Here is a 14,616-nt window from a genome sequence, read left to right as displayed (position 1 = left end):
TAGTATAAATAAAAAAATTTACCTGAGTTCAGGTAAATTTTTAAGCTATTTTTAAGCCGGATTATTTTATATCCAATAATTCAACTTCGAAAACAAGCGTAGAATTAGGGCCTATTTCTTTGCTGATCTGCTGATCCCCGTAAGCTAAGTGCGGAGGGATGATAAGTCTCCATTTGCTTCCTACAGGCATTAGCTGAAGTGCTTCTGTCCATCCCTTAATTACTTTATTTAAAGGGAAAGATGCCGGAGTTCCTCTTTTCACAGAGCTGTCGAAGACTTTACCGGAAATAGTAGTTCCGTGATAGTGGCATTTTACAGTAGATTTAGGTCCCGGTTTCGCACCTTCGCCTTCGGTAATGATCTCATACTGCAAACCGCTTGGAAGCTGTACCACACTTTCTCTTTTACCATATTCTTCCATGTATTCCTTACCATCATTAAGGTTCTTTTCTGCCAGTTCTTTTTTCTTTTTAAATAACATATCTGCTACTCCCATTGTTGATATTTTTTACAAAGATAGGAGTTTTTGAGTTGTGGGAGTAAGTTGCGGGTGCGGGTTTTGAGTTTAGGGTTTAAGGTTTTGTGTTTAAAGTTTTATGTTTAAAGTTTTGATTAATTGAGTTCTTGAGTTCTTGAGTTTAGGCTAATGGAAGCGAATTCAATGGTTTAGGGTACAGGTTGGCATTATTACTTCACTATCTGATGAAAATTCAAACAATTTTAATATTATGTTAACACAGATTCCGAAACTTGGCGTTATAATTGGATTTAAAAACTAAATGCCACAACCACTAAAATATAATAAGAAATTTGATGAGCTTAATGAAGAGGAAAAAAAACTTCTGGAAATCAATAAAAGGTCTATTGCAGATTTCGTAGAACAGTCATCTTCCATTAGCGATGTCAACTATGCCACCAGAAATGCCCATGCTAAAACGTATGCTGCAGCTGATGGTACTTTTTTTATTGATCAGAACATTCCTGAAGAACTTCTTCCGTTTTTTGACAATGAAAAATTTGACCTGACCATCAGGTTTTCGAATGCTCATCTGAAAATTAAAAACACTGAAAAGGATATTCCAGCTTATGGATTTGCCATAAAGGTAAAAGATGAAAACGGCGGCCTGATCGCGAATTTCCCACTGGTTAATTTTCCTTTATTTCCAACGAATTCCGTATCTCATTTTCTGAAGCTTTTTACTGCAATAAACCGTTTTTATACCAAAAGATGGAGCGGTATTTTTTCACTGGTTTCTCAGGCTGTTAAAATAATCCCTGCCACCTTTTCTCTGTCTTTTGTTAAAAATGTATTGAAAATCCTGAGCAAAAGGAACGATTTTATCCTGTCTTTCGATTATCACTCTGTAGGCGCTTACCGGCTTGGGGAAAATATGATTAAAATAAAGCTGGTCCCGGTGTCCGTAAACAAAAAATTCGGACGTAAATTAAAGATAAAAGATGCTTTGAAAAGTTATTTCCAGGAAAATGATTATACGGCAGAGGTTCTAATCCAATTCTGCTATGACCTGAAAAACCAACCCATTAACAGGCTTAATGTAGAATGGAAAAATTCGCCTTACATTAAGATCGGGGAGGTGAAAATTAATAAAGGCTCATTACTGGATCCTGCCAGCTGTACGAACGAATTATTGTCATTTAATCCCTTCGAAAGCAAGATTTTTTTCCAGCCAGTCGGAAAGATCCAGAAACTGCGGGATGAAGCTTATAAAGTTTCCATGCAGACCAGAAAGAAAATCAATAAGCTGCTTCACGGAAAGAGCTATGAGTAAGAAGCTTTAGTAACGAAGACCATGAACCATTTTATTCAGTAAAATTTTAAAGAAATAAAAAGGTGAGTCGTTTTCTGCTCACCTTAATCTGTAATCATAGATTGGAATTTTACCTGAATTTTCTGTCCTCTTCCTGAATCGCTACATCATTGATGCTGGCATATCTTTTCTGCATAAGTCCATTAGGATCAAACTCCCAGTTTTCATTTCCGTAGGCTCTGAACCAGTTGCCTTCCCTGGTCTGATATTCATATTCGAAGCGGACGGCGATACGGTTGTCCGTATGGGCCCAGTATTCTTTTTTAAGATGATAATGAAGCTCGTTTTCCCATTTTTTCTGCAGGAAACTAACGATTTCTTCTCTTCCTTTAATGAAGGTATCTCTGTTTCTCCATTCACTGTCTGCCGTATAAGCTTTGGATACTTTTTCAGGGTCCTGACTGTTCCAGGCATCTTCTGCCATCTGTATTTTTTCTATTGCCGTTTCAAGGGTGAAAGGCGGAAGCGGGTGTTTCTGTTCCATTTTTTAAGGAATTAGATTATTGATTATTTTTTTTGATCGCTCTATGAGATCATTGGATCTGAAAAGCTGGCTTTCGATGATACTGCTTTCGAAAAGCAAATAGATATGATCAGACAGTTCTTCATCTTTCAAAAGCTGGAAGAAATAATTTCTGAGGTCTTTTTTATGTTGTTGGATTACGCTTAAAATTTTAACATTATCCATTGGGATCTCAGATAAAATATTGAGAAAACTGCAGCCCCGGAAATTTTCTTTCTGATTCATATAAATAAGAAAATCGAAAGATTTCAGAATTCGCTGCTTTAGATTTTCTTCATCAGCACAAAAAAGATTCAGCTCATTGAACCAATATTGATGTCTTACATTTAGAAATTCTGCGCAAAGGTCTTCTTTGGATTTGAAATGCTGGTAAAAGCTTGCTTTGGCCACTGCTGCTTCCGAAATAATCTGGTTGATTCCTGTAGAATTATAGCCCTGACGTCCAAACAGATCAAAGGTTATTTGCAGTATTCTTTCTCTTGGAGATTTCATTCTTCCTAATTTATACCACAAATGTACAAGAAAATTTTAATATAGACAGACTGGTCTGTTTATTTTTTTGATAAATTTTATTTTAAGCAATCCAAAATAAAAAAAGCTCCTGAAAGTCATATTTCAGGAGCATCTATTTTGAATAAAGAATTTTTTCTTAGTCTTCTAATTTTTCTTTTTCCTCTTCTTCTTTTTCAGGGAAGATAATGGACAGAAGAACGGAGATCACTAAAACTCCTCCTACAATTCCCAATGAAATTGGGGACGGAATATGAATCCACGGTGCAATCAGCATTTTTACCCCGATAAATGAAAGGATAATTGCCAATCCGTAAGGAAGTTTGCTGAACATATGGATGAAATTCGCCAACAGGAAATAAAGAGATCTTAATCCCAGGATTGCGAAAATATTGGATGTATAAAGAATGAACGGGTCATTAGAAATTGCAAAAATTGCCGGAATGGAATCTACTGCGAAAAGAACGTCCGTAAATTCGATTACCCCAACCACTACTAAAAGTGGCGTCGCCATCTTGATCCCGTTTTGAATCGTGAAGAATTTATCACCATCATAATTGTCGGAAACTTTCCAGAAACTTTTGATCAGTCTTGCCCCTGCAGTATCACTGTAATCTTCATCATCATCGCCATCGCCGTCGCCCCAAGATTTGATCCCGGCATAGACAAGGAACAGACCGAACAGGGTCATTACCACATTGATTTGTACGGGATGACCGAAAATATTCATTTCAGGAAGATAGGTCAGGTTAATCAACCCTACTCCTGCAAAGATAAATATCGCCCTGAAGATCAACGCTCCGATAATTCCCCAGAAGAGAACTTTGTGATGAAGGTATTTCGGAACTTTAAAGAACCCGAAAACAAGGATAAATACAAATAAGTTATCCACAGAAAGGGCCTTTTCAATCCAGTAGGCTGCCTGATACTGCGTAAATTTCTCTACGGCCAGTGCATGACTTTCAGGCGTTCCGTCTGTGTTGAAAACCCAGTATACTACTCCGGAAAATACCATGGATAATGAAATCCATACGATAGACCAGATGGTAGCTTCTTTGGACGATACTTCATGGCTTTTTTTGTTGAATACTCCTAAATCCAGGAGCAGCATGATAACAACCGTTACCGCAAATCCCCACACCAAGCCCGGGTGCAATTCTAAAATACTTTGATGTTCCACTTCAGTTTATGTTATTATATGATAAAAGCAATAGATGTACGGTATGCACAAATATTGCTAATTTTTAATGTTTTTATGTTGATATCAATAGATCAATAAATTTTAGCTCAAGCTTATAAAATTATTCTTTTTTTCCGAATGAGCCAAAACGCATCTTTACTGATCAGCTATTGACTATAAATAGTTGGCCTGAACCGTCTGGATGGTCTGTTCCAGTTTTCTGTCTGATGTAGGATCTCCGATGGCATTGAATTTCCATTCGCCGTTTCTCTTGTAGAAAACTCCCATAACCATCGCTACATGTCCTTTGAATGAAGCATCATTGGCAATATCGTATTTCGCGAAAACCTCTCTTACGTTGGTAGGTGTTCCTTCATAAATACGGATGGAAGCAAAAGGAATGGTTCCGAAATCCTGTCCCTGGTAGCTGTTCAGTACTAGAGCAACGTGTTCCACATTCGGTTCCAGCTGGCTGAAATCTACTGTGATCACTTCGTTATCCAATCCATCATCTCCGTTTACATCACCCGTAAGGTCGTCTCCGCTATGTCTTACAGAACCGTTTTTTGATTTCAGGTTTCCGAAATAGATTACTTCTGTAACGTTTTTGTTGGAGTCATATAAAATACAGCTTCCGTCTAAGTCTACTGCTTCTTTTTTAGTTCCGAAAAATCCTTTTTTCTCAATTGCTCCCCAGTTGATTCCTACACAAGCTTGGGTAAGTTCGGCACCGTTTTCCTTTTTCAGGTTAATTCTCTGACCTTTTTGTAAGTTAATAGCCATATTTTGTATGTTTAGTATTGTTGTTTATTTTGGAAGGAAGCTTGTAAAGCTTAATAAATCGTTTTTTCTTTGCTCATAAGCTTTCTTTGCCTTCTTCTCATTAATTATTATTTAAATTCAAATTAAGCATTGCCCGCAGGATGTTTGTTTCTTCATCGAATGCGAATATTTTGCTCATAATATCTATATTTTCGAGGCTTTTAAGATAATCTTTCAGCACATTTTCCACTTCTGCGGGCATCGTACGCTTTCTTTCGTTGATCGAGTTTTCAAGCAGCTCATTCTTTGTTCTGAGCTGATTGATAATTGAACTCTGGTTGGACTGGTTTTCTGAAATATCCAGTTTTTCCAGTTTACCGTCAAACAGATAAAGCTTTTTGTCATCCACCCCGAAAATAAAATAGTCATCGGACTGGAAGATTTTAAAGAGCTCATATTCGAACGTTCCGATCAGGTAGCCGCAGATAAAACGTACTTTGAAGCCCTGAATGTTCAGCCTTCCCAAAAGCTTCCTTTCTATTGTATAATCTTTATACTGATACGCCGGAAAAGGTTTAGGCTTAAGCTGTTCTTCATCTGCTCCCGTTCTGTAGAATTCCTGGCCGTATTTCTTATGGAAATACAGGACATTATTCCAGTCCGCTGTAAAAATATCTTCTGTAAGGTCTTTGTAGAGTGTTTTCAGATGTTGGGAAAATATACCGCTGTACATCTTCCGGTCGGTCTGAAAACTATCTACTCTCCTTTCCTCAAAGCTTTCAATATATTTTGTATTAACATCAATTTCGTTAATAACAGTCAGCATATCATTTTCTTTCTGACGCTTTATTTTGGTCAGAAGTTCAATGAGGCTGTCGGTATACTGCAGGTGAAAAAGTTCCAGCTTGCTATAGTCCAGTGTTTTATTTTCCTGAAACAAACTGTGGATAATATCTGTTTTGATGTAAATAGATATGATATCAATATGTTCAAAAAAATTAGCAAGAAGTTTAAGCTTGGTTAATCTTCTTTTGCTCTGAGACATTATGGTTGCTGCGTCATCCCCCACCTTGGTATGCTGTTATTTAGCTTCTGACATTTGCTTTCAGTTCGTGCTCCAATGTCTGAAGATCCTGATCCAGTTTTCTTCTGCCTTCTGCTCCCTGCTTTTGGATCTGCTTCACTTCATTCAGTGTATTGATCAGCATTGAAGTGGTTTCTCTCAATGTTTCTACGGATACGATTGTCTGTTCGTTCGCTCTTGCCACATTCACTGAATTCTGGCCAAGACGTTCTGCATTTTTCTTCAGGATCGCTTCTGTAGTAGATGATACTTTCTGCTGGATCTCGATATTCTGCTGCTGTCTGAACATTGCCACCGCCAGTGAAAGCTGGTTTTTCCAAACCGGAAGTGTGGTAGTAAGGATCGTTTGCGCTTTTTCTGCAATGGAAACGTTGTTGTTCTGTACCAGCCTGATCTGTGGAAGCGACTGCATCATGATGATACGCACTACCTTAAGATCTGCCATTCTCCGGTCTAACCTCGCAATGAAATCTCTTTTATCTGCAATCTGGTAATCCTGGTAGTTCTGCGGGGCAGCTTCCATTTGGGCCAGTTCTCCGGCAGCTCTTTCCATTCTTACATTTCCTGCGATCACTAATTCTTCAATAGCCTTGATGGAATTCACATTGCTTTCAAAGATGGTTTGCAGAACCGCATTGTCTTTGGTAGACGTAATGATTCCGGCATTCACTTTATGGGCAATCTGATCTATATTACTGATGATCTTGTCATATTTTGCAAAAAGATTTTCCACCTGCGTCATGACCTTTTTCATAAAAGGGATTTTGCTCAGGAAGCTTTTCACTTTATTCTGCTGAAGCTCATCAACGTCTACATAGTTCAATTCTACCAAAAGGTCATTGATCAATGCGCCAACTTCTCCTGAGTTTGATCTTCTTACATTTCCTAAAAAGCTGTCACTCTGGTTGGACAAGGTTTTCTGAAGCTCGGCACCATAATTCACGATGGAACCGGGATTGGTTTCATCGATAGAATTGGCCAGAAGCTCGTATTTCTGTCTTTCATCTGACGGTAAATGAGCCAGATTTACATTTCCTTCCTTGTCTACAAGAACCGGAGGTGCTGCATTTTGTGCAGGCTGGCCCGGAGGAGTCATTGGTGTGGGTTCAAATGTTTTAAGGGGCTCAATTGATCCCATCGGATCTATGGGCTGATTATCCTGATTGTCCATAATTACTTCTGATAAATTGATACAAATTTTTCGAGACCTTCTCTCTGGCCGGCCCCAACAGCTTCAAATTTCCATTCTCCGTTTCTGTTGTAGATTCTTCCGAATTCCACAGCTGTTTCAATAGAGAAATCTTCATCCAGTTCGTACTTCAGGATTTCCTCATTGGTATCTGAATTAAAAATTCTGATGAAAGAGTTTCTTACCTGCCCGAAGTTCTGTTTTCTCGCATCAGCATCGTGGATCGTTACCACAACGGTAATCTCCTGAATTGCTGAATCTATTTTTGTAAGGTCTATTTTGATCTGCTCGTCATCTCCTGAACCTTCACCGGTAAGGTTGTCTCCTGTGTGGATCACAGATTTATCCGGTGACTCCAGGTTATTATAAAAAATAAAATGCTCGTCTGAAACTAATTTTTTGTCGCTTCCCAATAAAAATAAAGAAGCATCAAGATCAAATGCCGTTCCTGTAGAAGTATTATTGATATCCCATCCTAAACCTACAGTAAATTTAGGTGCGTTAATGTTTTCTCTTTGTCCTTTTTGTAAGTTAATAGCCATAATATAGTTCCGTTTGTGTTAAAGTATTGATGTTATTTTTATATTCTTTTATTAAATGATAATTATTGCTGATTGCCAGCTCCAGAAGCAGATCCATCTGCTCTTTTTTTACTTTAGACGTAAGATAGTCAAAATTACTTGAATCCAGGCCTAAAATATATTTTACGATCCTTGTATTAAATTCGAAATCGGGCTTCTCCATTACTTCTGCGATGTGTTTTATATTTTTTACAGCATAATAATTGAAAAAGTTTTCAATCTTCGGGTCAAGATCAAAATTCATCAGTTCCGCATAATAGAGGAACATAAAATCGGCCTCCACATTGTATTCATCCAAAATCCTGTTCACCGTAAATTCGTGACTTCCCGTGATTTTAATATCGTCTATAAAAATACAAAGTTTTCCGCGTAAAAAGTCTTTGTCTATATAATATGTATCATTGGCAATCAGATTTTTACGGTCTTCAAAGTTAAGATTCCCGTAATCTGTGATATAGGTATGATTTCTATTAATTTTTGATAAAACACTGGATTTTCTCCCTTTTTGAAAGAGATACATATCCAGATGCTTTTTAAAGAAAAAGCATAAGAAATTAGAGGCTGTCGGAATGGCCATATAGGGACTTGGCAGAACCACAATTTCTTTTTCTGTGTTTAAAAGTTCTGCATGCCCGGCAATAAATCCATCGAATAATTCTTTGGCAAATTTTTCAGCATACGACTTAGCGCCATACTTAAAATAACTGTATTCCGCAGGTGAGAATGTGAACTCATCCGCCGAATGAATGTGGTGTAAGCTGTATCTTTTGTTCATAATATATTAGTGTTTTAGCAGGTGTGCACTGAAACCGAAATCCTTTGCGCCCCTGTAGTCTGCCACCGGATTGTCTCCGATATGAAGAATACGGTGCATCGGAAGTTCCTGATCTTTAAGATTATTTTTTACTTCCTGAAAAATAAGGGGATTCGGTTTGGAAATATTGATCTCGTCAGAATAAATGTGAAAATCTATGTACTGATCCAGCTCTTCCTGGATCAAAAATTTCCGCATCGTTCTTCCTTTGATAAATCCTGTATTGCTTAAAATATTAATGGTTTTTCCCTGATTTTTAATCTGATCGAGAAATTCTTTTATGTTTTCGAAAATGACAACCGGTTTATATTCTAAAAACAGTTCTTCACTTTTCTGATAAAATGAGTCCAGTTTTTTATTATCTAATTGTTTTACATCTACATTCAGCGCATTCAGAATCATTAAGTAGATCTCAAATGTATCGATATTCCCTCCAGTTACCTCATTGATCGTATTGCAAAGATCATCATAATATTTTACGGTTTTCGCAACTTCATCAATAGGCTTATCAATATTAAAAAACGAGGTGAACAGCTCAACTCTTTTTGTTTTAAATTCAGGATGAGATTTGATTAGGGTGAGCCACAAGTCAAAAGAAAAATGACAGTGGTTATGAATGTCGATATCCGTTTTCAATAGTTTTAAGTTAAAAGTTTTATTTAGCTTTCTTGAAAAAGATTTAAAATTATTTAATCATCAACAAGTGTTTAATAGGCTATTCTTCCCAAAGATAAAATTTTTCTCATAAATGCATTATGTACTTCTCTGTTTTAAGAAATTTTTATGAATTTTGACTGTGATTTTCCTGTCATTTAAACAAGACTTCATTATTAGTTTAAATTCAATTAATCCGAAAAAATTTTGATAATTAAAAAAAATATCTAATTTTGCACCTGATTAAAAATCAAAAATGTCAACAACAATGATAAATATAATAACTTTAAGTAACCCTGTGAGAGCTGTGTACTCTGGCAGCACTAAATATTTATCTGAATAGTTCCTTAGATTTTACATTACAAAAAATATATTGAAGGCCTATCTATTCAGATGGGTCTTTTTTGCTGCCTTATTTTCAGATTTCAAACAGAGAGAATACGCATTTGTATTCTTAAAAATCAACAATTTAAATTCAGCAAAATGAAATATAACACAAGAAACATAGGAATTATTGCCCATGTAGACGCAGGAAAAACTACTTTAACAGAAAGGCTTCTTTATTACACAGGCCTCATCCATAAGATCGGAAATGTAGACGATGGAAATACTACCATGGATAAAGATATCCAGGAAAGAAGCAGGGGAATTACCATCTCATCTGCTGCTGTATCTACACAATGGAAAAAGGGAGAAACGGTTTATAACATCAATATCATTGATACGCCTGGACACATCGATTTCGCAGTAGAAGTCGAGCGTTCTTTAAGGATTCTGGATAGTGTTGTTGCTGTTTTCTGTGCCTCTTCAGGTGTGCAGCCACAAACCGAAAACGTTTGGTTCCAGGCTGAGAAACATGGGACCTCAAAGATATGCTTCATCAATAAAATGGATAGGATCGGTGCTGATTTCTTTTCCGTTCTCAGGGAAATTGAAACGAAACTTCATGCGGTTCCTATGGCTCTTCAAATCCCTATCGGAGCGGAAGACCATTTTGAAGGGGTCATTGACCTGATCAGGCAGAAAGCATTATACTGGATGGATGACAATGGGGAAACTGTTATTGAAAAGGAAATTCCTGAAGATCTTAAAGCTGACACGGATGAATACAGAATGAAGCTTATGGAAACCCTTGCAGAATATGATGAGAGTTTCTTTGAGATTTTTATGGATTCCGACAAGAAGGTCACTGAGGAAATGATCAGTGAAGCATTACAAAGAGTCTGCAGATCCGGAGCAGCAGTTCCTGTTCTTTGCGGCTCAGCTTTCAAGAATAAAGGAGTACAACCTCTTCTGGATGCTATAGTAACGTATTTTCCCGCACCGGAGGAGCTTTCAAACATTCAGGGGGAAAATCCTCATACGGGAGAAACTGTAGAATTGGCAAGAAATGAAATGGAATCTTTGTCGGGACTGATTTTTAAAGTTGTGATCGACAAGCACATGGGCAGGCTTGCTATGCTTCGTATTTATTCCGGTATGATACAATCCGGAGATACGGTTCTGAATGCAAGAACGGGTGAAAGCTTCAGGATTTCGAGAATCCTTAAAATGCAGTCGGACAAAACGTTATCGATAGAGGTAGGAAAAGCAGGTGATATTGTAGCTTTAACAGGAATAAAAGATGCCAAAACAGGAGATACCCTATCAGCTGTTGAGAAACCTGTTTTACTGGAAGCGATTACAATTCCTGCCCCTGTGATCAGGGTTTCGATTGAGCCTAAAACAAACAGTGACGAGAAATCTTTCGGTTTGGTTCTGGCCAAGATTCAGGAGGAAGATCCTTCTTTGGTCGTTGAAAGGGACAGGCAAACCGGAGAAACGTTATTGAGCGGCCTGGGCGAACTTCATCTTGAGGTAACTCTGGAAAAAATGCGTCTGAATCATGGTATAGAAGTCAATCAGGGGAAACCTAAAGTATCTTACCGAGAGGTTCTAACTGAAGCTATGATCCACCGTGAAAAGCTTTCGAAACAGAACGGCGGGAACGGACAGTTTGCAGATATCACTTTTGAGATCGGTCCAAGAGAAAACAATGAAATGGGACTGGAATTCGTCAATCTTATTAAAGGAGGCGTTATTCCCGGCGAATTTATTCCTTCTGTAGAAAAAGGATTCAGGGAAGCTATGGAGAACGGTCCTTTAAAAGGCTATCCTCTGGAAAGTTTGAAGATCACTCTTCTGGACGGATCTTTCCACAGTCAGGATTCTGCGGCTTATGATTTTGAGATGGCTGCGCGGGATGGGTTCAGAGCAGCAGCTGTTTTATGCAGTCCTAAGCTTCTGGAACCTGTGATGGAGGTCGAGATCCAGAGTATTGAAGAATATACAGGCGCAGTAACCGCTGATATTAACCGGAGAAGAGGGATTATTCTGTCTATTGATGAAAAGTCCGGAAGGAAAGTTTTTGCTGCGGAAGTTCCGTTAGCGTCTACATTCGGATATATTTCCGATCTGAGAACTCTTACGAGCGGAAGGGCTTCGATCAGCATGAAACTGGCGCACTATGCTTTAGTACCTGATTTCATTGCAAGTACATTAACAACTTAAAAAACAAGGGCTGTAGATTGATTTTACAGTCCTTGTTTGGTTGTTGCGAATAGTAATTTTCATATTCTCGCTGATCTTACTGATTCACAGATTTATCTTTTACAACTGTCTATATCCTATATTTTTCATCGTTTTTCTTCTCCTTTTCTTAAAATTCTATCCCGTTTCGATCCTTTTTAAGGTTCGTTTTATTTTTTCTACCTTTGCAGTCTATGAAACGATTCGCAGTTACATTTTCGCAAATCACACCGCCTTAAGTACTAAGGTGAATATTTTTCCTCATATCCGGAGTTTCTGTTTTGGATCTGTCTTTCATAATCACTTAATTTTTAATCTTCGCACCTTTATATATCTCAATAGTTTATGGAAAACATATTATCTGGTTTTCAATCATTGCGGAATATCAATCTTAAAAATGAGGTTTTGGCGGGCTTAACGGTTGCCATGACAATGATCCCTGAATCCTTGTCATTTGCCATATTGGCCGGGCTATCTCCACTTACAGGTTTATATGCTGCATTTTTAATGGGAATTGTCACTGCCGTTTTTGGCGGCAGGCCGGGAATGGTTTCCGGTGGCGCGGGTGCAACAGTTGTTGTTTTAATAGCTTTGGCTTCATCTCACGGAGTACAGTATCTTTTCGGAGCGATTATCCTTGGAGGAATGATTCAGATATTGGTGGGAACTTTTAAGCTTGGAAAATTTGTGCGGCTCATTCCCCAACCTGTTATGTATGGTTTCTTAAACGGTCTTGCTGTTATTATTTTTATGGCCCAGGTAGCTCAGTTTAAAGTGGTAAAGGATGGTATTACGACATGGATGGAAGGTTCAGCATTAATGATTATGGCAGGATTGACAGCTCTTACTATTTTGATCGTCTTAATTTTTTCTAAGATAACCAAGGCTGTTCCAGCATCTTTGGTGGCTATCATTATTGTTTCTGCTATAGTGTACTTTTTCCATGTTGATACCAAGAAAGTGATAGATATTGCTTCAGTAAGTGGTTCATTACCTTCTTTTCATATTCCTGAAATTCCTTTCACCCTGGAAACCCTGAAAATTATTTTTCCTTATTCTTTAGTAATGGCCGGTGTAGGATTGATAGAATCTTTACTGACTTTAAATATGGTAGATGAGATCACCAATACAAAAGGCAAATCTGATAAAGAAGCGGTAGCTCAGGGCATTGCCAATATTACCAACGGATTTTTTGGCGGAATGGGTGGCTGCGCCATGGTAGCCCAGACGCTGGTCAATATCGGGGCGGGCGCAAGAACCAGAATTTCTGCTATTGTCGGGGCTTTAACGATCCTTTTTATTATCCTTGCCGGAAGCTCCATTATTGAGCAGATCCCAATGGCTGCGCTGGTGGGAGTAATGATGATGGTAGCCATCACCACTTTTGAATGGGCTTCGTTCCGCATCATTACAAAAATGCCAAAATCGGATATATTCGTAGGGATACTTGTTGCTCTCATCACAATTATTCTCCATAATCTTGCATTGGCGGTATTGATTGGAGTTATTATTTCTGCCCTTGTATTTTCCTGGGACAGTGCCAAAAGGATCAGAGCCAGAAAGACAATAGATGAAGCGGGTAATAAAGTCTATGAAATTTACGGACCTCTTTTCTTTGGCAGTACAACTGCTTTTGCCGATAAATTTGACGTCACTAATGACCCGCAGACTATTATTATTGATTTTAAAGAATCCCGTGTGGTAGATATGTCGGCTATTGAAATCCTGAAAAAAATCACTGAAAAATATAAGGCACAGAATAAACATGTCATTCTTAAACATTTAAGCCCCGACTGCATTAAGCTTCTGGATAATGCCAGTGGTTTTATAGAAGTAAATATTCAGGATGATCCTACATACCGTGTGATGCCTAAATAGTTTTTAACATAATAATAAAAGTGGATTTTCTTTAATATTATTCACTTTATTTAAACCTCCTTCAATATTGCTTATTCCAGCTTATAAGAATTCACCAATACGTTTATTTAATATGTTAAATTTTAATTAAATTTTATTTTTGAAGACTTTTTTTATTTATTTTTAGGAAATAACTTCTATTTTTTATTTAAATTTGAAAATTAACAAACAGATCGTTTACTATTCATTAAAATTATACCTGGTAAACCCTGTTGACACTAAGGTAAATAGCTAAAAATATTACAAAACTGTATGGAAATACCTGATAAGCATATTTATACAGAATTAAAATCTAAAGCATAAAAGGTTATCTGAATTAACTGATAGAATATAGAGCAGGAAATGGAAGATATAAAGTATTCTTAAAGATATAACCTAAAACAATTATTGGCCGGTCATCCCTCAGACTGCCGCTGTGCATATATAAAGATATGCTACCCAGCTTAAATTTCCCTTTTGCTGCCGCTAAGATTTTCTGAAGCGTACATTTTTGACGCTACAGACATTCATTGGAATGTAATATATTATCTATTTTCTTTTTTATTCATGATTTAATAAATAATAATACATGTTATATAAGGAAATTCATATAGGAAAGTTTATCAAAGAAATGGTTGATGAAAATGAGGTATCTATGGAAAGGATCTGTAATTTTCTCAGCAAAGACGAGCAGTTTATTGAAAACGTATATCAGAGCAAATCCATTGATACAGATTTACTGCTGAGATGGAGCAAGCTCCTGGAATATGATTTTTTCAGGCTTTACAGCTCACACCTCATTCTGTATGCACCACCATCTGCAGTGAACAAGAACCAGAAGAAATCTGATAAAATTCCCTATTTCAGAAAAAATATTTATACCCAGGAAATCAAGGATTTTATTATGAAAAGAATCTTATCCGGCGAGATGACGTATAGCGAAGTGATCAAAGAATACTCTATCCCCAAAAGTACGCTTCACCGCTGGCTTCAGAAAAATAATGATAATACTAACGGATAAACAGA

Annotated in this window: 14 protein-coding genes; 4 read left to right on the top strand and 10 right to left on the bottom strand. The window is 37.4% G+C overall.

Annotated features, from left to right (window positions below; all coding sequences use genetic code 11):
• Positions 1 to 61: 61 nt before the first annotated feature.
• A complete protein-coding gene (locus BUB03_RS19735; RefSeq protein WP_073066374.1) occupies positions 62 to 496 on the bottom strand; it encodes an FKBP-type peptidyl-prolyl cis-trans isomerase in 435 nt (144 codons plus the stop codon).
• A 283-nt stretch (positions 497 to 779) separates the two neighbouring features.
• On the opposite strand from BUB03_RS19735, the gene BUB03_RS19730 reads away from it, so the two are divergent.
• Complete coding sequence (locus tag BUB03_RS19730; RefSeq protein ID WP_073066372.1) at positions 780 to 1,790, top strand: catalase family protein; 1,011 nt, start codon at positions 780 to 782, stop codon at positions 1,788 to 1,790.
• A gap of 109 nt (positions 1,791 to 1,899) precedes the next feature.
• On the opposite strand, the gene BUB03_RS19725 is transcribed toward BUB03_RS19730, so the two are convergent.
• The 9 genes from BUB03_RS19725 to BUB03_RS19685 all read right to left on the bottom strand — a co-directional run bounded on the left by BUB03_RS19725 (position 1,900) and on the right by BUB03_RS19685 (position 9,108).
• Positions 1,900 to 2,313 carry a nuclear transport factor 2 family protein gene (locus tag BUB03_RS19725; protein WP_073066370.1) on the bottom strand — a complete coding sequence of 138 codons (414 nt, stop codon included), beginning with the start codon at positions 2,311 to 2,313 and terminating at the stop codon, positions 1,900 to 1,902.
• 3 nt (positions 2,314 to 2,316) lie between these two features.
• A complete protein-coding gene (locus tag BUB03_RS19720; protein ID WP_073066368.1) occupies positions 2,317 to 2,844 on the bottom strand; it encodes a TetR/AcrR family transcriptional regulator in 528 nt (175 codons plus the stop codon).
• Positions 2,845 to 3,001: 157 nt separating this feature from the next.
• Entirely contained in the window at positions 3,002 to 4,042 is a 1,041-nt protein-coding gene (locus BUB03_RS19715) for a TerC/Alx family metal homeostasis membrane protein (RefSeq protein WP_040996863.1), read from the bottom strand.
• 174 nt (positions 4,043 to 4,216) lie between these two features.
• Complete coding sequence (locus BUB03_RS19710) at positions 4,217 to 4,825, bottom strand: TerD family protein (RefSeq protein ID WP_040996865.1); 609 nt, start codon at positions 4,823 to 4,825, stop codon at positions 4,217 to 4,219.
• A gap of 100 nt (positions 4,826 to 4,925) precedes the next feature.
• Positions 4,926 to 5,873 (bottom strand): hypothetical protein, encoded by a 948-nt coding sequence (locus BUB03_RS19705; RefSeq protein ID WP_139258933.1) that lies wholly within the window; start codon positions 5,871 to 5,873, stop codon positions 4,926 to 4,928.
• 16 nt (positions 5,874 to 5,889) lie between these two features.
• A complete protein-coding gene (locus tag BUB03_RS19700; RefSeq protein WP_175547520.1) occupies positions 5,890 to 7,059 on the bottom strand; it encodes a toxic anion resistance protein in 1,170 nt (389 codons plus the stop codon).
• A gap of 2 nt (positions 7,060 to 7,061) precedes the next feature.
• Positions 7,062 to 7,619, bottom strand: a complete 558-nt coding sequence (locus BUB03_RS19695; protein WP_040996868.1) for a TerD family protein — start codon at positions 7,617 to 7,619, stop codon at positions 7,062 to 7,064.
• Positions 7,609 to 8,433 (bottom strand): phosphoribosyltransferase family protein, encoded by an 825-nt coding sequence (locus tag BUB03_RS19690; protein ID WP_040996870.1) that lies wholly within the window; start codon positions 8,431 to 8,433, stop codon positions 7,609 to 7,611. Before BUB03_RS19690 ends, BUB03_RS19695 begins: the two co-directional genes overlap by 11 nt.
• A gap of 6 nt (positions 8,434 to 8,439) precedes the next feature.
• Complete coding sequence (locus BUB03_RS19685) at positions 8,440 to 9,108, bottom strand: HAD family hydrolase (protein WP_073066362.1); 669 nt, start codon at positions 9,106 to 9,108, stop codon at positions 8,440 to 8,442.
• A gap of 501 nt (positions 9,109 to 9,609) precedes the next feature.
• On the opposite strand from BUB03_RS19685, the gene fusA reads away from it, so the two are divergent.
• The 3 genes from fusA to BUB03_RS19670 all read left to right on the top strand — a co-directional run bounded on the left by fusA (position 9,610) and on the right by BUB03_RS19670 (position 14,611).
• On the top strand, positions 9,610 to 11,676 hold the full coding sequence (gene fusA, locus BUB03_RS19680; RefSeq protein ID WP_073066359.1) for an elongation factor G: 2,067 nt from the start codon (positions 9,610 to 9,612) through the stop codon (positions 11,674 to 11,676).
• Positions 11,677 to 12,039: 363 nt separating this feature from the next.
• On the top strand, positions 12,040 to 13,572 hold the full coding sequence (locus tag BUB03_RS19675; protein ID WP_073066356.1) for a SulP family inorganic anion transporter: 1,533 nt from the start codon (positions 12,040 to 12,042) through the stop codon (positions 13,570 to 13,572).
• A gap of 607 nt (positions 13,573 to 14,179) precedes the next feature.
• Positions 14,180 to 14,611: a transposase gene (locus BUB03_RS19670; protein ID WP_040996878.1), complete on the top strand. Its 432-nt coding sequence runs from the start codon at positions 14,180 to 14,182 to the stop codon at positions 14,609 to 14,611.
• Positions 14,612 to 14,616 lie beyond the last annotated feature (5 nt).

Origin of the sequence: Chryseobacterium oranimense, from assembly GCF_900129755.1 — a bacterium.
GTDB classification, from domain to species: Bacteria; Bacteroidota; Bacteroidia; order Flavobacteriales; family Weeksellaceae; genus Chryseobacterium; species Chryseobacterium oranimense.
Note: the sequence above shows the minus strand (reverse complement) of the source record. Positions and strands in the feature narration are given on the sequence as shown.

Excerpts from the sequence above, each read along its gene's own strand:
- BUB03_RS19700 (WP_175547520.1), bottom strand. The coding sequence starts at position 7,059 with ATGGACAATCAGGATAATCAGCCCATAGATCCGATGGGATCAATTGAG.
- BUB03_RS19725 (WP_073066370.1), bottom strand. The coding sequence starts at position 2,313 with ATGGAACAGAAACACCCGCTTCCGCCTTTCACCCTTGAAACGGCAATA.
- BUB03_RS19710 (WP_040996865.1), bottom strand. The coding sequence starts at position 4,825 with ATGGCTATTAACTTACAAAAAGGTCAGAGAATTAACCTGAAAAAGGAA.
- BUB03_RS19735 (WP_073066374.1), bottom strand. The coding sequence starts at position 496 with ATGGGAGTAGCAGATATGTTATTTAAAAAGAAAAAAGAACTGGCAGAA.
- fusA (WP_073066359.1), top strand. The coding sequence starts at position 9,610 with ATGAAATATAACACAAGAAACATAGGAATTATTGCCCATGTAGACGCA.
- BUB03_RS19690 (WP_040996870.1), bottom strand. The coding sequence starts at position 8,433 with ATGAACAAAAGATACAGCTTACACCACATTCATTCGGCGGATGAGTTC.
- BUB03_RS19675 (WP_073066356.1), top strand. The coding sequence starts at position 12,040 with ATGGAAAACATATTATCTGGTTTTCAATCATTGCGGAATATCAATCTT.
- BUB03_RS19670 (WP_040996878.1), top strand. The coding sequence starts at position 14,180 with ATGTTATATAAGGAAATTCATATAGGAAAGTTTATCAAAGAAATGGTT.
- BUB03_RS19730 (WP_073066372.1), top strand. The coding sequence starts at position 780 with ATGCCACAACCACTAAAATATAATAAGAAATTTGATGAGCTTAATGAA.
- BUB03_RS19720 (WP_073066368.1), bottom strand. The coding sequence starts at position 2,844 with ATGAAATCTCCAAGAGAAAGAATACTGCAAATAACCTTTGATCTGTTT.
- BUB03_RS19695 (WP_040996868.1), bottom strand. The coding sequence starts at position 7,619 with ATGGCTATTAACTTACAAAAAGGACAAAGAGAAAACATTAACGCACCT.